The sequence below is a fragment of the Bacillus carboniphilus genome (assembly GCF_020524035.2).
Taxonomy (GTDB): domain Bacteria; phylum Bacillota; class Bacilli; order Bacillales; family JAIVKR01; genus Bacillus_CC.
This window is the reverse complement of record NZ_CP129013.1, coordinates 2493891-2517884: the sequence shown is the minus strand read 5'-3', so window position 1 is coordinate 2517884 and position 23994 is coordinate 2493891. Positions and strand designations below refer to the sequence as shown.

The window sequence follows — 23994 nt, the reverse complement described above, 5'->3', positions numbered from 1 at the left end:
AACTAACGTTCCCTACTCAGGAATTACAAACATAGTAGTTATCAGCAGCATTCAATTGGGTATGCCCTTAACTCTGCCTGATTCATTTATAGATGAGTTAAAATATTGAGGAGTTTCCCGAACGGATCCCTAACATAAAAACGCCGAACCCCCCATGGCTCTATAGTTGGTCCATATTCAATTGGAACTCCAACATCTTTTATGCGAGTGAGTACATCATCGAGGTCATCAACTTCAATTGACAAATCAGGTACTGGTGTGCCAGACCCTCCCTCAGATGAAAAACTGATTTGAGTGGCCATTTTCTCATTAGACCCATAGGTTGCAATAAATCCAAGTTCCATTAATTGATGAAGTCCTAGTATTTTCTCGTAAAAGTGTTTTGCTTTGGAAATGTCCTGTGTTTCAATATTTGCAACAATTCGCTTTACCTTCATTTCTATACCTCCAAGGGGATTTTTAGTTTAGTTGTTTCCGATACTCCAAAAACTTGCTCTAAACTTGCATAGAGCGCTTACTACTAAATATGTTATTGTCATATTTGTGAATTTATAATAAAATCGATCATTTGTAATAAAGTTTGATCGTTTACAAAAAAATTTAATCATTTTTAACAGCCGATATTAATTTAAATGGTGATAGAAAGGGATTTAAGACATTTTTCACAAACCAATAGCTATATTTTTGTAGATGGTTATGATGATCCGAAGAATCCGAATTCAGGAAATGTTAATAAAGAAAAAGATAAACCCAATAACACTGGAACCAAACCAACGACAGAAAAATCTAAGAGCAAAAGTTTCTGGAACAAAGTAAGTAACGTAACCCATAAAGCACTGGATGTTGCGGGATATGCGCCAGGTTTGGGACAGATTGCATCAGGAGTGGATGCCGGCCCTTTATGCATTTGAAGGTGATTATAAGAACGCCGCCATAAGTGCAACGGGTATGATACCAGGTGCAAAATATGCGACAGGTGCAGCGAAAGGTTTAAGGTTTGCTGCGAGTTGAAGATTTTCGTAATGGAAAAGGGTCAAATGCTCAAAAAATAGCAATTCCATTTGAAGGTAACGAAAGTACCTATAAATCTTTATTAAAACATTTGAATAGATAAGGAGAGTTTGAATGAGTTTATTTGATGAGTGTATTGAAGCGCTAGGTGAGGATGTTGACATATTACTTGAGAGAGATAGGGAGCTCTTACTAAGGGATTTTGAGAGGTCTTTCCCATTTACAGAGTGGGGACGTATTCAATGGAATAAAGTTTTAAAACATGTTGAAGTAAATACATTTGATGAAATAGTTTCTTTTATAAACCAAAACATTAATGAATACAATAATGTTATATATGTAATTTGGGATGAAGAGATATTACCAATAATTCAAGCTGATTTAAACAAGGTATTTGATGTTATAGATGATGTCACTGCTGTAAGTTTTGACACATGGATATTTTCACCGTCTACAGGGTATGTTATTGAGATATTTCATGATGGAGAAGTAAGAGTAGGATTAAAGTAAAATATGGATAACCCTTGGAAGAGAATTTATAGTTTAATTCTCTTTTGAGGGTTTAATTGGTTTATGGGAAAATGCCATATATTATTCGATTTGTTTTATAGTTATAATTACTATTTTGACAAAAAACAACCAGTTATACGTATGATGGAGTCGGAAACCGAAAGACGATGAAAGAAGGAAGCGACTCTTATGTCTATGCGTATAATCAGTTCAATCAATTAAAGACCACAACGAAAAATGGAAAAGCGCATGCGTCGTATGAGTATGATAAACGAGGAAATCAGAAAGTAGAGACGATAAAAAAAGAGGTTGATGGGTCTTGGAAAGATGTTCAAACGACATACACCTATAACTTAGCCAATGAGCTCACCAAAGTGGAAACCAAAACGCCAGGAAAAGCCACTTCTGTGACGAAGAGTTTCTATAATGGTGATGGACAGCGGATTCGTCGTGATGTGGATGGATTGATCGAGAAGTATTACTATTATGATGAATCTCTTTTGTATTCAGCCGATCAAGATAATCAAAAGGTGACCGAGAACATTTTAAACCGAGCAGGTTTGATTGCGGCATCGAAGCGTTTTGATGGAGTCTATGAAAACAACTATTTCTTCTATCAGTATGACCTGCGAGGCAGTGTCACAAACATTATTGATTCAGAAGCGAAACGCGTTAAGGGATACGAATACGATGATTTTGGGAATCCAAAAGAAGTTGGCGATAAAACGTTTAAGAACGATGTGAAGTTTACAGGAGCCGTTCACGATGCGTCTACCGGACTTCATTATATGAACGCGAGATATTATAGCTCAGACACAGGGCGTTTTATCTCTCAAGATACGTATAAAGGATCACCATTTGATCCATGGACGCAGCATCTCTATACGTATACAACAAATAATCCTGTGAATTTTGTGGATCCAACTGGTCATTATCATGCTTCCCCAGATGGGAGTAAGATCTTAACAAGAGGGAGTAAGGTTATCCCACCTAATAAACCAACGCCGCCTAGTAATGATAATGGAAAAAACAAGGGTGGATCAAATGGTCCGAAGAAAAATGATGCGACTAAACCAACGACCAAAAAGTCAAGTGGGAAGAGCTTCTGGAACAAAGTAAGTAACGTAGCCCATCAAGCACTGGATGTTGTAGGATATGCCCCAGGTTTAGGACAGATTGCATCAGGAGTCGATGCCGCCCTTTATGCATTTGAAGGCGATTATAAGAACGCCGCCATAAGTGCGACGGGCATGATACCAGGTGCAAAATATGCGACAGGTGCAGCGAAGGGGTTAAAGTTTGCTGCTAAGGGTATGGGTAAAGGTAAATCATATGAGCAAGCTCGAAATGCAGCACTGTCTTGGTTAGGACGAAAAGGTTTTAAATCCGAAAAACAAACTCTAGGGAAATTTGGGTATACTAAGAATAAACCCATTGGTAGGCAAACAAAGGATGGTAAAGTAGGTTTTAGAATTGAGCATGACACTAGAAGTGGAGCTCATATTAATGTTTGGGCTGGAAAAGAAAAAGGTCCTCATTATGAATATGATGCATCTGAGAAAACCGTTAAAAAAATACAAAATCGTTTTTGATAAGGGGGATCATTTATATGAGTATTTATGATGATGAACTAATCAAGGATTTATTACAAAGTGATTTAAAAAAGTGCTTTAAAAAAATAGAAGACCCTGAAAGCTTTATTAATTTAATAGAACAAAATTTTGAATTTAGTGGTTCACAAATAGATTGGTTTAAAACTGATAAACACTATTGTAAAGAGTCGAATAATAAATCTTTACTAAGTGATGCTAGACTATTTATTGCTGAGTTAAAAGAAAAATATTTGAATAATAACATTCCAGTAATGTATATAGGCGATAGCCTTACAGAGTTTGGGTATCAATTCGAGATAAAGGATATAGAAAAGATATTAGTCTTCTTTTTAGATATTCCCCAGCATCATTATTTCATACCTTTAGAAGGTGATTGGTGTTTGGGAATATCGTATGAAAACTATTTAGATTTCGGGTTCAGTTTAAATAAGAGTTAGTTTAATAAGAAATTTGATAGCCCAAGTAATAGGGTAATAGTATTGAAATAACCACCTTTTATAAAAGGTGGTTATTATTGAATTGATTGTTCAAACAGACTCTACTCTAATTAAACATTATGGTATAATATAGAAATGAGTCCCTGAAGGCTGATTATACATAGATTTATAGACACTTCATATATTTTACCAATTTGTTCAAATAGGGTTGTTTATTCATAATGGGATTTAAAAGAATAAATAGACTAAGTTAATTACCTATTCCCATTAAGAAAAAATCTAATTTCCTTTAAATGATCCATATCAACACGAAGAATGTTAATGAGGTGCAAAAGATGATTATTGGATACGCAAGAGTTAGCAGTCAATCACAAAATTTAGATCGGCAAATTGAGGACTTGAAAAAACATGGTTGTGAACATATTGTTCGAGAAAAGATAAGTGGTAAAAATTTTGAACGTCCTGAATATAGAAAAATGAGAAAGCAATTAAGGTTTGGAGACACACTTGTTGTTCACGATCTAAGCCGATTTGGACGTAACAAACAAGAGATCATCAAAGAGTGGGAAGGTTTGATTGAGGATAACATTGATATTGTTGTCCTTAACCTGCCAGTCTTGAATACTGCTCAATACAAAGACATGGAGGGTGTAGGCAAGTTAGTAAGTGAGATTTTCCTTTCAGTCATGTCTTGGCTTGTGGAAGAAGAACGTTTGAGAATTAAGACTGCTCAAAAAGAAGGTATCAAAATTGCTAAAAGGAAAGGAAAGTACAAAGGCGGTCAAGTCCAGTATCATGAGAATGCCACTGGAAGGAACAAAGTAATGTATGACAGGATTATCAGTGAATTAAGGAAAAGAACGTCCGTTATGGATATTAGCCGACAAACGGGGGTTGCTCGTAATACGATATACAAGATTAAAAGGGAACTAGGAAAATAATTTACACATTAGAATTGAGGAATGAAATTGAGAACAACTATTACATCAGAAGAAGAAAAAATGATCTTAGATTATATCTATACCATTCATCTTATTGCAATATTAGAAAATAATAAGCAAAAAGGATATTTGGTCATTAGCTTTGCATTAACTATTTTTCAAAATGTCAATACCTTTATTGAAAGAAAAAACTTAAATATTATTGAAATTATGGAAAATACAAGTCTTTTTAGGTATAAAAAAATCCTTTATAATTTGGAGAACAAGTAGCACATGTCCAAATCCAAACTATAAAGGAAACAAGCATGGACAATTGTAGCACACATCCTACTTTAAATAAACTACTAGAATTTTTAGATGAAGATACGTTTAAAAAAATAACCAACGTTCACAATTTAGATAAGTACATAAAGAAACTGACGACCTACTGTTTATTTCAGATTTCCATTGTTGCTCATATTCGAGAGATTGAAAGTTTAACCCATGTTTCTCTTTATTTAGAAGACGAGAAACAACTGCAGGAAATGATCAAACTTGATTCCATTAGTACTTCTCAATTATCCAGAAGGCTTAAAGCCATTCCTTCTTCTGTTTTTGAAAAGGTTTTTCGCCACCTTTTGATGAAAATTCACTCTCGATTAAAAAACAAGCCTATTATTCGAGAGATCAGTCGTTTACATGTGATCGATTCTTCTACGATGACCATGTCTCTATCTCAGTATCCATGGGCCACGTTTCGAAAAACAAAAGCCGGTATTAAGCTGCATCTTAAAGTCGTTGTGACAAAAGAAATGACCATTCCAGATGAGGTCGTGTTATCTCCTGCGAACCATTCTGATCGTTCTAAGATGGATTCGTTAGTGGAATTAGACCCTGATTGCCTTTATCTTTTTGATCGTGGGTATATGGATTATAAACAGCTTGATCACTATTGTTTTAAAGACATTCGATTTATTACAAGGTTAAAGAAGAACGCCAAAATCGAGTATTTAAATGAACAAGTGCCGGATCCCGAAAATCTCATTTTTCAAGACGCTGAAGTGTATCTTGGCGGTGAACAAACAGGGACAAAGATGATGCACACGGTTCGTTTAATCAAAACAAAGGATCGTGAAGGTAATGAAGTTATCCTCATTACAAGTTGTTTTGACTTAACCGCAAAAGAAATCGGTGACCTTTATCGATATCGTTGGAAAATCGAAACTTTTTCAAATGGATGAAGCAACATCTTAACATCACCTCTTTTTATGGAAAGAGTCCAAACGCCGTTTATAATCAAATTTGGATCGCTCTTATTACGTATTGCCTAGAGGTATTACTGAAGCTTTCCTTAAATGATGACGGTTCGCTACTAACCTTTAAGAGAAGACTGGAAACCTTATTATATCAGCCGTTTCATACATTTGTTAAAGCGCTGTTCAAAGAAAAAACCAGAACCTCCATAGGACGAAGGAAGCAAAATTGGGAAGTAGAATACAGGATGCTCGAGCAACAAGTACTTAGAGGGGAGGTGGACTTTTTAGACGAGCCAACAGGCGAACCTCTTTTTGTGCATTTTTCATAATAAAAGTATAATTATTTAAAAATATGGATAAAGGCTACTTGATGCAGAGGTTATCTTTTTTTAATTTTAAAAAGACGGAAAATTCAGTTATTAATAGTATTTGCGAATCAAAAGCTGCTTGATTTTTATTGTGAAGTTTTATGCAACGTTAATGATATTTGGTGAATTACTGAAAGTGATTTGATGCGGTTTTCTGAACACATTTAAAGAAGAGAATATCCGTCAATGCTATTAGCCGAAACAAATGTGTCTAGAGGTTCATTATATAGGAAGCTAATACAAGGGAACAAATAGTCGTTACTTGCTCTATATTCCAGAGAAGGGCCAAATTGTTGAATGAGGGGATTGCTCAAAAGTAGTTTATTTGAAATAATTTAAATAAAGTGATGGATAGAGAAAGAGTGGAGAGTTATAAAGATAATTAAACACCTGAGTATTGTGAAGGGGGATTTGTATGATTGAAGAAATAAAATTAACTAATTTTAAAAGGTTTAAAGATACTATTATTTCTTTTAATAGTGGTAGGAATATGTTAATTGGGGAAAATGGTGTTGGGAAGTCGTCAATATTAATGGCCATATCTTGCGTTTTAAGTGGGAGTTATTCATTTATAGAGAAATTGGGTGTACATACTCTTTTTAACGTTGAAGTTATTGAAGAATTTATGAAAGGTGATAAAAAGTATAGTGATTTACCAATAGTTGAGGTTGAATTATTCATTACTAATGATGAGATTAATCATGAAATAAATGGAAATAAAAACTCTACAGGTACTGAGAAGAATGGTTTGAAAATGAGGATTTGTCCCAATGATGACCTTTCAGAGCTAATAACAGATTCTCTTCAAAAAACAAAAATATTTCCGTTTGAATATTATAATGTAGAATTTAATACCTTTTCTGATCGTTCGTACAGTAGTTTCCGTAAATATCCAAGTTTTATTAGATATTCATATATGGATAACACTAAAATAAATTCAAAACATGCTATGAAGGAATTTATAAATCGTATATATGAAAGTAAGACAGACCGATCCTTGAGATATAAAATCAACAATGAATACAGAGATTTAACCGATCAATTCTCAAATAATCTTTATAAAGAATCTATTTTAGAGAGCTCAGATAACTTAAAAATCAAACTAAATACACAATCAGAAAACAGTTTTCAAGACAATATTTCAGTAGAAAAATCAGGGATATTTATAGAAAATTTAGGCCAAGGTGAAAAGACTTTTATTAATACCGATTTTATGCTTGCTAACTCTAACGAAGATACAAATGTAATAATAATTGAAGAACCAGAAAACCATCTAAGTTATCTTAATATGCATAAATTAATTGATAGGATAATAGCTGTAGAGGATGAAAAACAAACTTTCATTGCAACTCATAGCAATATGATTGCTTCTAGGTTGGATCTGAAGAATGCTGTGTTTTTTAGTGAATCGGGTATTACTAAGCTAGACAATTTAACATTAGAAACAGCAAAGTTTTTTGAAAAAGCTCCGCACAATAATGTCCTTAATTTTATCCTTTCAGATCGGGCGCTCTTAGTAGAGGGTGATGCCGAATATATTCTTCTTAATGAATTTTATAAAAGGATACATGGAAAAGAACCTTATAACGATTCGGTGACTATATTATCATGTGGAGGAAAGACATTTAAAAGATATTTAGAATTAGCTAAAATATTGAACAAAAAAGTAGCTGTTATTACGGATAATGATTGTGATTATAAGAAAAATATTCATAAAAGTTATTCTGGTTATGAAACAGAAAAAATAAAAATTTTTGCAGAGGAAGATAATAACTTATATACTTTTGAGGTCAATTTATATGATAGCAATCGCTCCTTTATTGAGGAGCATTTGGCAAATGCTAATATGACCAAAGGTGTTCTAAGTTATATGTTAAAAAATAAAGCGGAATCAGCATTTCGACTATTAAGCTTGTTTACCAACGATAATCCAGACACCAATATTGATAAATTTTCAATCCCTATATATATTGAGGATGCGATAAAATGGATAGTGAATTAAAAAACAAAAAAGTACTTAACGCTGTAGCTGGATCAGGAAAAACATCGTTCATTATTAATCAGTTATCGAATGACGACAATAAGCGGATTCTAATCATTACATATACGACAGCTAACCAAGAAAATTTGAAAAGAAAAGTAATTGGGAAATTCGGACATATACCAAACAATATCTTTATATTTGGATATTTTGAGTTCTTATTAAAATTTATTGTTAAACCCCTATGTCCATACACAGTAAGAGACATATGTTTTGAGAACCCTCACTTTAGAGACCGAAATCCATTTACCAAGGATAAGAAAATGATTTACTCAAATAAAGTGGCTAAATATATCCTTGAGTATCTCCCTGATTTTAAAAAAAGAATGGATACTTATTTTGATGAAGTTTATATTGACGAAATGCAAGATTTGGGTTCGGATGACTTTTTATGGATGTTGTCTTTAGCGAATTTACAAATTCCAGTCACATTGGTTGGTGATTTTTTTCAAGCTACATTCTCTTCTAGTAGACGAGGCAATCATTTAAGTAACTTATATAGCAACTTAAATTTATATCAGCGTAAAATTCAAGAGTCGGGTTTTCATTTCGATGGTACTACATTGGTTTATAGTCATAGATGTACACCAACTGTTTGTAATTTCGTCAAGGATAAAGTAGGCATAAGTATTGAGTCAGCAAATGCCAGCCATTCTGAAATAGGCTTAACATCGGATCAGGTAGAGATGATTAATATTCTGGAGAATAAAAGAATAAAAAAACTTTTCTATCAAAATGCAAAACGTTTTAAAGTAAATAGTGAAAATTGGGGGAACTCTAAAGGAAGTTCTTATGAACATGTATGTGTGGTGTTGAATGAAACAACCTATAAGTTATTCGAGAAGAATAAGTTAATAGATTTAGCAGCAATAACAAAGAGTAAATTTTATGTAGCCTGCACTAGAACCAAAGGAGACCTACACTTTATTAGGGAGAGGGATATACCAGCTGATTATAAGCTATAACCCTTTCTATAGGTGGTTATCACAATCCTGATGTTTCACTAAACAAGGCTATTCTAGAAAAAAGAGCTTTTCCGAGTAATGAAAAAATCCCATTTTCTCATTAAAAATTAAGATATTGGGATTTTCAATTGTAATTTCCTTAAGGTGATTTAGGCCACCGAAATTAGACGCTAATAGCGTTCTTTTTTAAAAAAATAAATAAGGCTGCCATAATGGCAGCCAGGATATTTGATCTGACAATAATGACGACAGAAGTTCTAAGGAAATAACGGAAGAGTATATTAATAAAACAGCTAATTAACTAGATAACTACAATGAAAGTTCTACAGTTAAGACAGCAATCTGTAGGACTTTTTAATAGCTGGTAAATACCTTGACCGTAATCAGATATTAAGCTCACTCATATGACCATAGAATTTAGGTAAAAAAACTGAGTTTGTTAATAAAAAAACAAGTCAAAAAAATTAATATCAATAAAATAGCAAACAATTGTAATAATTGAAAGGGAAAAGAAAAATAAAAGATCTATTGGCCAGCTATGAATGTTTTTCCTATAGAAAAATTGATCTATTAGAAAAAAAACATATTGCTGGAAACAAGCTACTCCAACTTAATAATGGCCAAAATAATGAACCGAAAAACAAATGAAGTAGAAAAGAAAAGTAAAATTCTCCTTTTCCTACTTCTGAAGTTAAAAATTTTGAAATCAAATCACTGATAATTGATACAGAAACTCCATAAAGATAAACTACATAAAAAAATGCTGTATATAAAAAGAGAGTAAATGAAATTTCCTTTTCACCTGGGACTGAATCATCCAATTCAGCAGTGAAAATAACAAGAAAAAAGACCAATAAAGCCATTATAATAATTGTTATTGATCCCGCAAGGATTTTTCTAGGTAATCTTTTTTTTTAGAATGGTTCCCTGTGAGTTCATCTCTAAATCACTGGTATTACTCATAGTTTTTCATCCTTTTTATTGAGACTTTTTAATGATAACCTATGATATTTTAAGAATGAAGAATTAATATTCAAACTACTTCTTGAGGCCACTTGAGTTATTTTACAAGGTTTTTTCTTGCTGTAAATATCTCATAATCAATACCAAATAGAGAATTAAAGTTACCACTATGCTTTCCAAAATACAGTGGTATTGGGAAATCACTTCCATATGGAATACCCCAATATTCATGTGAAGGAGCTTTGTCCCTAGAACCCTGGATAACAACATCACCATTTGTATAGAGAGTCGTACCAACTCGATAGTCAATATTAGGTGGAGTGAATAAGGGGTTATCCATTAGATCAAAAGGTACATCTACGCTATGATTTAGTTGAAAGAAAATATAGTCGCTACGTTTTATAATATTAGATACATAAATTTCACCGTCTTCTTCCGTATCAACTGCTACCAATTTTTTGTTCTTGTCATACGCAGTACTATAGTTAACTATAGAATAATCAATAATACCCTTTTCTTCACCCAAAAAAGCATAAACTACAAACATTGTTCTATAATCACTAGACCAAAAGTCTGGTTGTGTTCTTGTATCGCCTCCAAAATAGTACATGTTATCCCATTTTCTATAAGGATAAGGAGTTTCACCATATTTTAACGGTATAAAAGTCATGTATTTAAATACAAAAGTATCAACATACTCTTTAAAATTCATACTAGCTAAAGAATCATTTTCAATAGAAATCTCTTTAGTATAGTATAAAGCATAATCTTGATAGGATAAACTTGCTTCTATATCTTGTGTTATGCTTATATCAAGTGATTTTGCTTGGGCAATCCTTTCTGAAATTGCTGACTCATCAAGTTTAACTTTCCCTTTTACAGAAAAATAATAAACTTCCCCATCTGTTACTTTAGTAGTATAAGAGTTTCCTTCAACCGTATCTAATAATGTAGATCCATTATATACCTCATATACAAGGTCTTCATCAGGTAATCCTGTCCAATTGAGTGTTAGTTCATCTTCATTAAGTGTACTATTGATATACGCATCTAACATTTGATTCTCGTTAATATTTGAAGTGAACGATTGCAGTTTAAAACTCTCTTTATCCGATTTTGTACTTTCTTTTAAAGTCATTAAATCTAATAATACAGAGTTGATACCCTTACCATTTTCAATCGCTAATATTTGTATTTGATAAGGTCTTTCAGGCATTAACCCTTCTATTGTGTAGGTAGTATCCTTCCCTTTCCATATTGACTTGTTTGTTAATTTTGTGTTTTCTTCACCTGTGTGACTGTCCTTAACTGTTTCAGCTTTATTTAACATTATAACCTCATAGGAATCTGCAATTTCTGACCATTCCAGTTGAATGGAAGTTGAGGTTAAATCATACGTAGGTTTCCAGTTTATTGTATCTGCATTAACAATACTTGTATTAACAAAAGCTATAGTTAGAAATGTTATAATAAATAGAAATGAATTGTGTTTTTTCATACTGTAGTTTACCCCCATAAAGAATCTTCATTATTATTCTGTTGATTGTTTTTTTCTATTCATAAACTCAGGTATCCAATGAAAACAATAAAATAGTAAGGCTTTATTTTATATAGGTAGAGTCAATTTTTGATTGAACACTATTTGAAATTCCTCCTAATATATAAAGTCCATCCAAACTATCTGCACTTGGGTTTTTCCATGAAAGATAATCCAGTGCACTCTGTGTACTAGAATTGAGTGTATTTGGATCAGAAAGAATAAAGTGGTATCGATTTAGAGCTCCAAACACTGAACCAGAGATTGCATCTGGGAAATTTGTTCCATCAGATATAATTGCGGATGAAGAGTTAATTTGAAAGAATTTAACTACATTATGAGAGGTATCGTAACGGTCAACCCCTGAAATTCTATGAACAGTTCCTTCTTGTGATAATTGATCCTCAACGCTTTCACTTACAGCATTAATGCCTCCAACAATTAAAAAACTACTTATAGATTCATTTTCATCTAAAAATGAAGTTACTTCGTTGGATAGTTGGTCATTTGTAGTTAACAATACTGGCTGTCCAAACATCGCTGCATATGAAGCAATCGCAATAGCATCAGGGAAATCATCTCCTCTAACAATAAAAGCCTGAGTGGTTGTTTCTTTAACTACTTCATTAGCAATATTGGTATTTGTTACATAGCGGTTCGATCCACCTATTCTTTGAATATTTGTTACGCCTAAGCCCTTTAATTCATTTTCAATATTACTGGATATTACATCTGTTCCACCAATAATTAAAACCTTTGAAGGGTTTATTCTACTAATTTCATTTTTAAGTTCACTTGTTAATGTATCAGGATTTGATAAAAGTATAGGAGCATTATTGTTTGCAGCAAGTGTGACAGCAGAAACTCCATCTGGAAAACCTAAACTATTTGCAAGGACAACTGTATCGGTCTGTATTCCCCACTTAGATATTTCTTTGCTTATTAATGTAGAAGTTTCTATACGATCAGACCCTGTAATACGTTTACTTGTTGGTGAGACTACTTTCTTAACTTCTGTTCTAGCATTTCCATTATTTAATTCAGTACTGATAGATAAATCATTCATTCCAAGACCAAGAGATACATTTTTAACGAAACTTGTTCCAACATTAAATTCTTGTGAAAGCCAAGGTGTTGATATTGAAGTTATGTCGCCATTAGAGCTTCCTTTGATATTAATTTGGTCTGTATTCTTTGAAAGTCTGACATAATTATTTTGAGGGTTAGTGATATTTAAACTAGGAAGTGTAGTTGAATACCTACTAAAGTTTACTCCTGACAAAGATATATTATATTCTTTAAATTCAGCTGACAATCCAGTAACATATAACTCATATTTACCAGCTACTAACGTATCGTCGTGGTCAAACGATTCATTTTTCGAATTTAAGATTGTATAGCTAATTTCTTCTGAATTTGAAATAGATGATACATTTAAAACTCCCTGTTCATCAATCTCAAATGAATATTTTAGAACCGTTGTATCATTTACTGTACCAGTATACGACAATGAGTTAGAATTACTTTTATGATATAGGTATGGTGATTGAGCAGCACCATAATAATCACTGAAAGAGGAGTCATTATAAAACTTCACATATATTTTTAAAGGACTATTAGATCTTTCTACGTTTGTAAATGTTTCATTGGATGGACTCGATTTAGAGACATAGCCAGTACGAGTAGAGATTGTCGTCCAACTCCCATTAACTTTACGCTGTAAAGACATCTCCCAATGTCTTTCTATAGAGCTGGTGGTTGTAATTGATGCAAAAACATCATCACCACTACTATAGGACTTTAAACAAAAATCATAATTACTAAATCCCCAAGAAGAACCATCTGCGCATGAGCCAGATTCTTCTGCTTCTGCCTTCTCTGTAGGGACAATTGCTAAACCTAAAACTACTAAAATAGATAATAAAAATAACTTTTTTAGCATTCTCATAATTTACCTCCGTTAAATTAATATAAATGTCAATTACTTAGTCTAATTGAAAAACATAGTGATGAAAATGTTAAAATTTTAACTAAATTTTAAAGCGAAGGATATATTCAGTTTCTTTTACCAATGGGATAGTGACTGGGTAGCTGCTATAAACCCAAAAGTACGGTCTACCGCACATAAAATTATTATGCGTTTGTTGAAAAAAGGAGGGAATTTGAAATGGAAACTATTTATAGAACTTATGATGATACAGAAGTAGTTGAATTAGCAGTAAATGTACAGTGTCCTTATTGTGGTCTAAAATGGCAAGAAACAGGGAAATCAGATTGTGGAGAAACTTATACACTTGACTGTGGTGGTATGTGGGAAGATGGTTGCGGGAAACAATTTGAAATGTATTTCGATGTGGATTAAATGGTGAGTAAAGCAACACATAATGATCCTTATGTGAGATCATTCAAAATGGTACAACAAAATGAGTAAACTTTTCCGAACATAAGCATTCTTACATGTTGCAACCGTGATTAAAAATCCATTATTTCAGTTTGCATTATGTAATGAATATAAGCACAGATCGTAGATAATCAATTCTACGGTCTTTTTTTATTTTTCTATCAAAGTAGGAGGTAATTTTGTACCTTCATCATTTTCAATGATTACATTATTATATGAAAAATCCTTTAATTCTCCTTTTTGTAACTGGGTAGAATATATTTCCTATAATTAACGTGGTTATTTACTTTCCACTTTAATAGAATTATTGTCGCTGTTGCTTATTATCCCAACTTATATACAGAAAAAGGTTGGTTGATAAAATTATTTAAAAAGGAGAAATAAAATGCGGAAGTCAATGAAAAAAGTTTTGTCGTTGTTGATCGTGATAATGATGGTAATTTCATCTTTACCTCTTTCAGCACTGGCAGAAGAGCTACAAAAAAAAGAAGAAAAGGATGTTCCTACAGATGTATCTGAAGAATCTCCAATTGCAAGTGAAGAAAGTCAAGAAGTGCCATCACTGGACAAAGAACTATTAAAAGAGTTAGAACCAGGAGATGAAATTGTTGAAGAAAGGACGGAAAACTCCAAACTTATTTTTAATGGAGGTGATAAAGTAACTCAAGAAATTTATTCTGAACAAATTCATAAGAAAGAAGAGAATGGTAAGTTAGAAGAAATTTCAACAGATCTAGTAAAGGAAGATGAAAAGAGTAACGAAGTGAAAACTGAAAACGCTTTGTTTGAATCAAATTTCTTAGAGAAGATGGATAAAGGGAAATATGTGACCTTTCAAAAAAATGGTTATGACATGTCTTTTTCTATTTTAGAAGCTTATGGGCATGAAGTTGGTACGAAAAAAGTAACAGACGTAGTGGCAACTTATGAAGAAAATAAGATATTTCATAGAGATATTTTCCCAAACGTGGACTTGCGTAACGTAACGTTTAGTCAAGAAACAAAAGAAGATATTATCTTGCAGTCATATAAAGGTTATCACGATTTTATTTTTCAAATTGATACTGACTTAGAAGCTATAGAACAGGAAAGTGGAGCTATTCATTTTGTTGATGAAAAGGAAGAATTGATTTTTGTAGTGCCACCTCCATCAATGTCGGATTCAAATTATCACGAAAAATCTGGAGAAACGCAATCCTCCAGCGATGTATTTTATAAACTAGAAAAAAACGAGTCTGGATACTTATTAACTATTCAAGCCGATCCAGAATGGCTTTCGGATCCAAATAGAAAATACCCGGTGTATATTGATCCATCAACAGGTGCTTCAATTGCTGATAAAGATACATTTGTAATGAGTAAATACAAAAATACAAACTATAGTAGTTTGAGTAAAGATGAAAATGCATATGGAAAATGGGATGCAGAACATGGAGAATATTTGCTGAAAGTAGGAACAGCAGGTAGTTCAACAGGAAGGTGCTATGCTTTTATACATATACCCATTAAGGATATAAAAGTGTCTAAACCATTTGAAGTTAAAAAAGCACAATTAAACGTATTAGTTAAGAAATCATGGGAGCCCACAAAAAGAACTGGATTATGGGTTGATAGAGTAGATAGTTCTTGGAATGTAGGAAAAATAAATTGGGATAATATGCCTACTTCGACAGATATAGCTAAAACAAACACAAGGCAAGGTGAGTGGGCTAAATTTGATGTAACCAACACTGTAAGAGAATGGTTTTCTGGCAAAAGGGAGAATTATGGTTTTAAATTGCATACCGATAATAATGGAACGTCTTACTGGAAAAAGATTGTATCTTCTTCTACTGATTATGATGAACCTGGTAAAACCATAAAACCTTACTTATCAGTTGAATATTCACTGAATTTATCCAAACCCAAAGCTCCTAAGATTGAGAAAGTAGGTAGCCTAGGGAAAAATAGTTCTAAAGGATATGTAGATCTTTCATGGGAGCAAATAGACTGGGCAGATGGGTATTATATTGGAATCTATAATGGGAAGTTTTTTCAATACGTAGATGTAGGAAAAGGGAATAAAACGAGTAATAAACGAGTTTATTGGTCAACAAAAGGGAAAGGTCTTTGGCCTTCAAAATCTCAAATTAAAGGTGGTCGTTTTGGAATCTTTGAGAAAGGTGGGGGCACTGACTTTCCCGATAGTCCTTTGAATACTTATATTGTATCTGGAGGGGGATATAAAAAGCAAAACTATCGATTTAAAGTATTAGCTTATAAAGCCTATGATGCAGAACGTGAAATACGCACAGAAGAATCTGATGAGGCAACTGCAACACTTCCAGATAGTTCGGCCCCAGATAAACCAATACTACAAGTCGATATCATTAGTGAAGAATTAAAAAGTGAAAATGACAATGCTGATGTTGTGGTTACTTGGCAAGGTGTGGAGGATCAACCAAAAGGAAACAGTTCGGGTATACGAGACTATATACTTAAATCACGAAAAAAAGGCTCAGCTTGGAAAACAGAGGAAGTAGTGAGGCACTCAGGAGCCAAATCTTACAAGCATAAAATCTATAATTTACCTGAAAATACGGAAGTAGAATTTCAGCTGACTGTGATAGATAAAAATCATAATGGATCGAAAGTATCTCCTATTGAAAGGCCCAAGGCTCCTAAAATTGAAAAAATAGATAGCTTAGGTAAAAATAGTTCTAAAGGATACGTAGGTCTTTCTTGGGAAAAAATCGAGGGAGCAAAAGGATACTATGTCGCCATTTTTAATGGAAAAAGTTATGACTATTTTGATGTTAAAGATGGTGATTCGATAAAAAATAATAGGGTTTATTGGTCGACTAAGAACAAAAAAATATGGCCAACTACCAAAGAAATCGAAGATGGAAGATATGGAATTCATCATGATGGAAAAGGAACTGACTTACCCGATAGCCCCATGAGTACTTATAGCGTATCTGGTGGTAATTTTAAAACAAATCAAAACTATTGGTTCAGAATAGTAGGGTACGATGAAAAGGGGAACGAATCACAGTTATCTGATCGTGTTTCAGCTAAACTACCAGATAGTACCGCACCTTTTGTGCCCAATAAGCCAGGAGTGAAATTCAAGCAATTTGATGGAAAAAAATATGAGTTTGCTGAAATAAAATGGAATAGAGTTAAAGACCTACCTGAGAAACATGCAAGTGGTGTGGATTATTATGAAATTCAGTTTCGTAGTGATGTACAATATCCTTCGTGGAGAGTATTAGATAGAATTCAAGAAGATGGATCTAATCTATATGAATTTAATCCAAAAACCATTATGCCTAGTACTGATTCAGTGGATTTTCGAGTAAAAGCGGTTGATAAAAACCAAAATGAATCTAGTTATGCTACATCAAGTAATCATATAACTAAGGATAGAAGAGCGCCAAGCACGCCTACTAGTGTTGAAATTAATCCTTCTACATGGGACAATGGATCCACTTTTATCTTATCTTGGAAAGGAATCAAAGATGATAGAAAATTAGAAGGTGTTCAATACTGTATTGAAGGTGGCGAATGGATAGATATAGGGGAAAGTACCCAAGAAGGAACGAAAGAAATTTCTTCTGAAAATTTCGATGAAGGAGAAACAGAGATATACGTACGAGGTTATGATGACAGTGGCAATATCGGATATTCTGAATCAGCCACTTATTATAAAGATACAACTTCTCCAACAATATGGTATTTATGGCCAAGTGATGACGATGTATTAGAAGGAATGGAAAATATAAAAGCTGGGGTAAAAGATGAGCATTCAGATATAGAAAAATGGACCCTCGAAGTAGGGAAAGGGGAAGATCCCGAAAAGTACGAAGAGATTAAGTCAGTCAATAGCAATGAAGTATTGTATAACTGGGATACATCTAGCTTAGAAGACCAAACAACTTATACTTTAAAATTAACGGTCTATGATCTAGCAGGTAACAAAGCTATAAAAACAAGTAAACTAGTAAAAAGTAAAGATACACGAGCGAATGATGCAAAGATAAAAGTGATTTCCCCTAAAAATGGTGCATCTATTATAGAAAAAATGACGGATATAAACTATTTGATTGATGGAGTAGATCCAGATACGGTTCGAAAAACGACACCAACAAATCTACTTAAAAATGGTAGCTTTGATGAGGGGAAAAGTCCTTGGTATAGTAACATTGAATTATATGAAGAATTAATGGAATATTGGGAGGAACATACGTATTCCAGCAATATAGAATCCAATGCTCTTCATGTTAATTTTAAAGTAAATAAAGAACAATCATTGAATCCTGATGATGGGGATAATTGTTGGCCATGTGTTCTGCCAGGTACAGGTGATGATGGTGTATTTAGTACTAATCAATCTTTATCAGTAGTCAGTAATAGTACTAACTCTATCGGTCCTCACTGGGGACTTGATACGGATGTTATTAGAAATACACAAACGCTTGAAGCTTCACCAAATACTACGTATGAATTATCAGCAAGAATGAAATATCATGTTAAAAAAGCAAATCCTAATATAATGGTAAGAGTATATGAAGATGAAAAGCTTTTAGATGAACACAGCTTAATAAAACCTACATCACTCGTATTTCTTGGTGGAACGAAAGAACTTGATTGGAGTAAAAAAGAATTTAAGTTTACCACTCCTAAAAATGCGACAAGGTTAGAAATAAGTACAGAGATTAACCTTGCTTCAAGCAGCTATGAGCCATCAGGAGATGTATGGTTTGATGACCTTGTATTAAAATATGTTACAGGTGATTATGACGCTGATCTTTTTGTTAACTCAAAACTAGTCGATGGTGAAGATCAAGAGAGAAAAGGGATGTCTTTTGAAGCTTCCTTGTACCCTGAAGGAAGTGAAAATAATTTCTATATTCGTGCAAAAGATAAAAAAGGAAGATATCAATTTAGTTCAACTTCGTATCAAACAGCAGGAGTAAAGGATTATTTTACGAATCAGAGTAAAATCGAAAATTTAAAAGGAACAGAATTAGATAATGGTGATATACAGTTACTATCCAATCATTCAAAAGGAACATTTGAATCGAAAAATCAGCAGTTTGCAGGAGATATTCAAACCATTTTACTATTACCAAAAGAAGAGAAGCCAGAAGGAACAGAGATATCATATGAAGCATCTGCTGATGGAGGAGCCCATTGGAAAGAAGTCACTCCTAATGAAGTAATTGCTTTTGATTTTGTCGGAAACGAATTGAAAGTAAGGGCGACCTTACTTTCATCTGGAGAAAGTTCACCAAAGCTTTTGAATTGGGACTCGTCAATTGTTTATGTCAATACAGGTAGAAAATTTAAAATTCAACTAATGGATGAACCGAAGAATTTAACAGCGACACCAAACGTTAACTATATGACATTGTTAAGGTGGGAAGCATCTAAAACACCTCATGTTACGTATAATGTGTATCGAGGATCAAAATCGACCTTTACACCTTCAAAAGAAACGTTAGTTGCTGAAGATGTGACTGATTTATATTGGCATGATTACAACTTAAATTTTGGTGAGAAATTCTATTATAAAGTCTCTGCTGTCAAAGACTATGATGGAGAAAAGCGTATCAGTCTTCCTTCAAATGAGGCTTGGGCTACAGTAGTGGATAAAAATGAAGTAGACAAACGATTAGGTTTACAAGATTATTGGGGATATAGTTCTTTTTCAACAGCAAGAGGAGAAGGGTATATTAACATTAGTACTGGGAACCTTGTTTATCAATCGACGGACTTTGTCAATGTATCTCCTAAACTAGCCATGGTATTTAGACGTAGTTTTAATAGTCAGTCAACCACTAAAACACCACTGGGCTATGGTTGGGATTTCTCCTTTAATACGGCGCTATTAAAAGAATATGATGATCAAGGAACTGAAGTTGGTTTAATACTAAAAGACGGAGACGGGAGTTTACATCGTTTTTCCCAAAACTCTGACGGAACATATGCAACCCCAAAAGGGATTCATATGGAATTAACGAAGAAACAAGATGGTTCCTATGAAATTGTACGAAAAGATCAAATTAAATATGAATTTGACTCACAGTTGAAACTACGGGAGTTAAATGAACCTAACGGAAATAAGCTAACATTCTATTATGATTCAGCACGAGGGAATTTAGAGTCGGTTGTTAATAATATGAATGAAAAGACGACATTCTATTATGATAAGAAGGATCGTCTAAACAGAGTGGTAGATCCATATGATCAAGAACACACTTTTGAATATGATAACGTATCAGATCGATTAACGAAATCCTATCGAATTCTTGAAAGAAATGTGGAATATGCTGAAAGTTATCAATATGATGAAACAAATTTCCAGTTAGAAAAATTGATTGATGCTATGGGGCAAGAAACGAAGTTAGAGTATAAAGGTCAACAAATTCACAAAATAACCGACCCTAACTCAGAACATTCAACTTTTACGTATGATGAAAAGGAAACAACGATTACGTCAGATAAAGGGAAAAAAGTTCATTTTACGTATAATAAGGATGGGAATATTACATCCAAGACCGATCCATCTAAACATACGATTCATTATGAATATACAAAGGATATGTTGGTCAATCATTTGTATTACGATAACGTGATTGAGGGACAGAAAAAAACACTTCATTATCGTTACACCTATGATCATCGAGGGAATGTTTTAACCGCAACCGATCCTCTTGGTAATGTAACGAACTATGAAGGTTATAATGAGAGGAATTTGGTCGGCAAAATCATAAAACCAATTAAAGATGGGGTCAATGCCACAACTTCCTTTGAGTATGATTCCAATGGGAATATATTAAAATCGATTGATTCCGAAGGGAGAACGATTTCTTATGCGTATGATAAACTTGGAAATCAGACTTCCGTAACGAATGAATATAATGATATGACATCGTTTGAGTACGATAAAAAAGGTCAATTAATCAAAATTAAGGAACCTTTAGAAAAAACAACAGAAGTACTAGAATATGATCATCGAGGAAATCCAACCAAAATAAAAGATGCGAATGGGAACGTGACAACAAATGAATACGACTTACTAGATAGACTAATTGAGACAACAGATGCCGATGGAAACACAGTGAAAAAATCGTATGATTTAAATCACAATTTAATTTCCGTAACGGATCAAAAAGGAAACATCACAAGCTATCACTACGATCCAGTTGGTCGTATTGAAAAAACTTTTTATCCAGACGGTTCTACCGACTCAGTTGATTATTCTTTTGATGACAATAACAACCCTAAAACCATCTATACGGATGGAGAAGGGCGAAAACGTATCCAATATTACGATGAGATGGGTCGTTTACAGAAAGAAACATCTGGTAACGTTTCTAAAACGTATGAATATGATCTTGTTGGTAATATGATTAAAGTCATGGATGGTGAAGGAAATAGTGTACAATCTGAATACGATGTGCTTAACCGTCAGACCAAAGTGGTTGTGGATCCAGATGGTGAAAACATTGTAAAAGAGAATACCTATGATTTACAAGGGAATGTCATTTCATCAACAGATGGCGAAGGGTATACAACCAATTATCAATATGATCGACTTGGCCGTATCCTCAATGTCACTCAAAAACAAGGAAGCCAGAATATCGTCACAAGCTATCAATATGATCTGAAAGAAGGAAACTTGATAAAAAATCAAGTTACTGATGCCGAAGGAAAAGTCAAACACACCTATTTAAATGAACTAGGACGTGTAGTGAAAGAAGTCAATGTAGGTGTCACAAGTGACGATAAAAAAATGGAACATTCTTATCAATACGATGCTAATGGAAATGTAAAAATAGAAACCAGAAATGACGGAACAACCGTTAACTATGATTATAATTCGTTAAATCAGGTAGAAAAAGTGACGTATGGTGCTGATCATTATACGGAGTATGGATATGATTTAAACGGAAATCGAGAGAAGATGGTTGATTATAAAGATGGAAAAAGTGTAACAACAAGCTATGATTATGATTCTAAAAATCGATTGATTCAAATCGTTCAGGATGGGCAAACCATCAATTATGGATATGATGATAGTAATAACATTACTCATGTCTATTACCCTTCAGCTGATGAAGAGGATGGTCAAAAAGATATCGAATATAAATATGATGATGGAAACTTGTTAGAGGAAATCCTAGTAGAAGGGAAGAAAGCACAACAACTTTCTTATACCCATGCTGGTAAAGTCAATTATACAAAGAATTTCCTTGAGTTTGATACAGGTGGCAGTTCTTTTGTGAAAGTGGACTATGACTATAATTCAGCGGGATTAACAGAGTCCATGAAATACAGCAAGGACGGAAAACAGCTTGAAACTTATTCGATGACTTATGACAAACGTGGCTTTATTAAGACAGAGAATATCTATTCAAATTATGACAAATCTCAAACGGTAAAGAAAGAGTATGACTATGATGAAGTCGGTCGACTTCTATCAACCAAACAAGATGATAAAGTAACGTCATACACGTATGATTTAGTGGGGAATCGTTTAACCAAAAAAGAGAATGCAGATTCGTACGCTTATACTTATAACCAGTTCAATCAGTTAGAGAATATCACAAAAAATACTCAACTTTATGGTTCATATGAGTACGATAAACGAGGAAATCAAACGAAAGAAATAACAGAAAAGAAGATAGAAGGGGAAATGAAAAGTGTTACATCCACGTATACCTATGATTTAGCGAATCGTTTGGATTCGGTGGAGCAAATCATGGATGGACAAGATCCTATTATCACTCAAAATTTCTATAATGGCGATGGACAACGTATTGAAAAAAAGGTTAACGGAACCTCATGGAAATATATATATGACAGAGGGAATCTTCTGTATACATCAGATAACAACCATAATAAAGCGACGGAACATGTGTTAGACCCATATGGTGGAATTGTGACGTCCAAGAGATTTGATGGCAACTACAAAAATAACTATTTCTTTTATCACTATGATATGCGTGGTAGTGTTACTTCGATCTTAAAGCCCACCGGTGAACGGGTAAAAGGATACGACTATGATGAATTCGGTAATTTAGAGGAAGTAGGAGATAAATCGTTCCTAAACGAAGTGAAGTTCACAGGGGCTGTTCATGATCAGTCCACGGGTTTACACTATATGAATGCACGTCACTATAATTCAAATACAGGTCGCTTTATTTCTCAAGATACGTATAAAGGTGTGGCTCATGATCCTTGGTCACAACATTTGTATTCGTATACGACCAATAATCCAGTTAATTATATTGATCCAACAGGACACGCCCCTGCCTATATTGGTCATGACGGAAAAGCACATGTAGCCATCCCTGTTCATCAAGGTGATGGGACATTTTCGTGGAGAGCGCCATATGCGACTGAAGAATATAAACAATCATTATCAAACAATACTACAGTAAAAGATGCGGCAAAATGGGCAGAAACACATGCTACGTCGGTAGCTGTGGGGGCTGGATTTAGTTCAGGTATTGCTGCTGAATTGATGGGTAAAGTCGTGGAGAAAATTATACCCGATCTTCCAGAAAGTAAGTGGAGTACAGTATCGTCTAAAATGCATACTTGGATAGGCGATGATGGAAATAAAAAATTCTGGAATATGCCAGAACGGATGAAAAGAGTAAAAGATGTAAAAAACTTAGCTTTAAATGCAGGGAAGTCATTTACTTATGGTCCAGGGATTGGAGTAGCAGCGGATGCAGCGGTCTTCTATGGAACTAACAATGGAAGTTTAGATGGTTTCAACTTAAAGGCTTCTGCATTTAATAATGTAGCCGTTTCAGCCATTGGGGCTGGAGCAGGTATTGCGTTAGCTGCGGCAGGTGCACCCGCTTTGCTAATTGCAGGGGTAGGAATAGGTATTGGTGTAGGATTCAGTGTTTTAAATAGTCGAACAGGTTGGAGTTTTTCTAAAGAGATAGGGTTGGAATAAGACTAAGGAGA

At 33.8% G+C, this 23994-nt stretch carries 15 protein-coding genes; 12 read left to right on the top strand and 3 right to left on the bottom strand.

What is annotated here, in order from left to right:
* Positions 1-86: 86 nt before the first annotated feature.
* Complete coding sequence (locus LC087_RS12820) at positions 87-437, bottom strand: VOC family protein (RefSeq protein WP_226541205.1); 351 nt, start codon at positions 435-437, stop codon at positions 87-89.
* Positions 438-852: 415 nt separating this feature from the next.
* On the opposite strand from LC087_RS12820, the gene LC087_RS12815 reads away from it, so the two are divergent.
* From LC087_RS12815 to LC087_RS12770, 10 genes are all read left to right on the top strand, one after another.
* On the top strand, positions 853-1011 hold the full coding sequence (locus tag LC087_RS12815) for a hypothetical protein (protein ID WP_226541204.1): 159 nt from the start codon (positions 853-855) through the stop codon (positions 1009-1011).
* A gap of 114 nt (positions 1012-1125) precedes the next feature.
* Positions 1126-1521 carry a CDI toxin immunity protein gene (locus tag LC087_RS12810; protein WP_226541203.1) on the top strand — a complete coding sequence of 132 codons (396 nt, stop codon included), beginning with the start codon at positions 1126-1128 and terminating at the stop codon, positions 1519-1521.
* Positions 1522-1688: 167 nt separating this feature from the next.
* A complete protein-coding gene (locus LC087_RS12805) occupies positions 1689-3113 on the top strand; it encodes an RHS repeat-associated core domain-containing protein (RefSeq protein WP_226541202.1) in 1425 nt (474 codons plus the stop codon).
* Between the two features lie 17 nt (positions 3114-3130).
* Positions 3131-3571: a rhs-associated protein gene (locus tag LC087_RS12800; RefSeq protein ID WP_226541200.1), complete on the top strand. Its 441-nt coding sequence runs from the start codon at positions 3131-3133 to the stop codon at positions 3569-3571.
* Positions 3572-3906: 335 nt separating this feature from the next.
* Complete coding sequence (locus LC087_RS12795; protein ID WP_226541198.1) at positions 3907-4512, top strand: recombinase family protein; 606 nt, start codon at positions 3907-3909, stop codon at positions 4510-4512.
* 27 nt (positions 4513-4539) lie between these two features.
* Positions 4540-4782, top strand: a complete 243-nt coding sequence (locus LC087_RS12790) for a hypothetical protein (protein ID WP_306019629.1) — start codon at positions 4540-4542, stop codon at positions 4780-4782.
* A 35-nt stretch (positions 4783-4817) separates the two neighbouring features.
* On the top strand, positions 4818-5732 hold the full coding sequence (locus tag LC087_RS12785; protein WP_306019628.1) for an IS4 family transposase: 915 nt from the start codon (positions 4818-4820) through the stop codon (positions 5730-5732).
* Positions 5729-6076, top strand: coding sequence for a hypothetical protein (locus LC087_RS12780; protein ID WP_306019627.1), 348 nt, complete (start codon positions 5729-5731; stop codon positions 6074-6076). The genes LC087_RS12785 and LC087_RS12780 overlap by 4 nt, the downstream gene beginning before the upstream one ends.
* A 454-nt stretch (positions 6077-6530) precedes the next feature.
* Positions 6531-8117, top strand: coding sequence for an ATP-dependent nuclease (locus LC087_RS12775; RefSeq protein ID WP_226543111.1), 1587 nt, complete (start codon positions 6531-6533; stop codon positions 8115-8117).
* Entirely contained in the window at positions 8102-9121 is a 1020-nt protein-coding gene (locus LC087_RS12770) for a hypothetical protein (protein ID WP_226543109.1), read from the top strand. The genes LC087_RS12775 and LC087_RS12770 overlap by 16 nt, the downstream gene beginning before the upstream one ends.
* A gap of 1060 nt (positions 9122-10181) precedes the next feature.
* On the opposite strand, the gene LC087_RS12765 is transcribed toward LC087_RS12770, so the two are convergent.
* Both LC087_RS12765 and LC087_RS12760 read right to left on the bottom strand, forming a co-directional pair.
* The gene (locus tag LC087_RS12765) at positions 10182-11582 is read right to left on the bottom strand and encodes a fibronectin type III domain-containing protein (protein ID WP_226543105.1); all 1401 of its coding nucleotides are present in this window, start codon (positions 11580-11582) and stop codon (positions 10182-10184) included.
* Between the two features lie 103 nt (positions 11583-11685).
* Positions 11686-13569 carry a cell wall-binding repeat-containing protein gene (locus tag LC087_RS12760; protein ID WP_226543103.1) on the bottom strand — a complete coding sequence of 628 codons (1884 nt, stop codon included), beginning with the start codon at positions 13567-13569 and terminating at the stop codon, positions 11686-11688.
* A gap of 219 nt (positions 13570-13788) precedes the next feature.
* On the opposite strand from LC087_RS12760, the gene LC087_RS12755 reads away from it, so the two are divergent.
* Positions 13789-13983 (top strand): hypothetical protein, encoded by a 195-nt coding sequence (locus tag LC087_RS12755; RefSeq protein ID WP_226543100.1) that lies wholly within the window; start codon positions 13789-13791, stop codon positions 13981-13983.
* Between the two features lie 424 nt (positions 13984-14407).
* Positions 14408-23983, top strand: a complete 9576-nt coding sequence (locus tag LC087_RS12750; RefSeq protein ID WP_306019626.1) for a DNRLRE domain-containing protein — start codon at positions 14408-14410, stop codon at positions 23981-23983.
* Positions 23984-23994 lie beyond the last annotated feature (11 nt).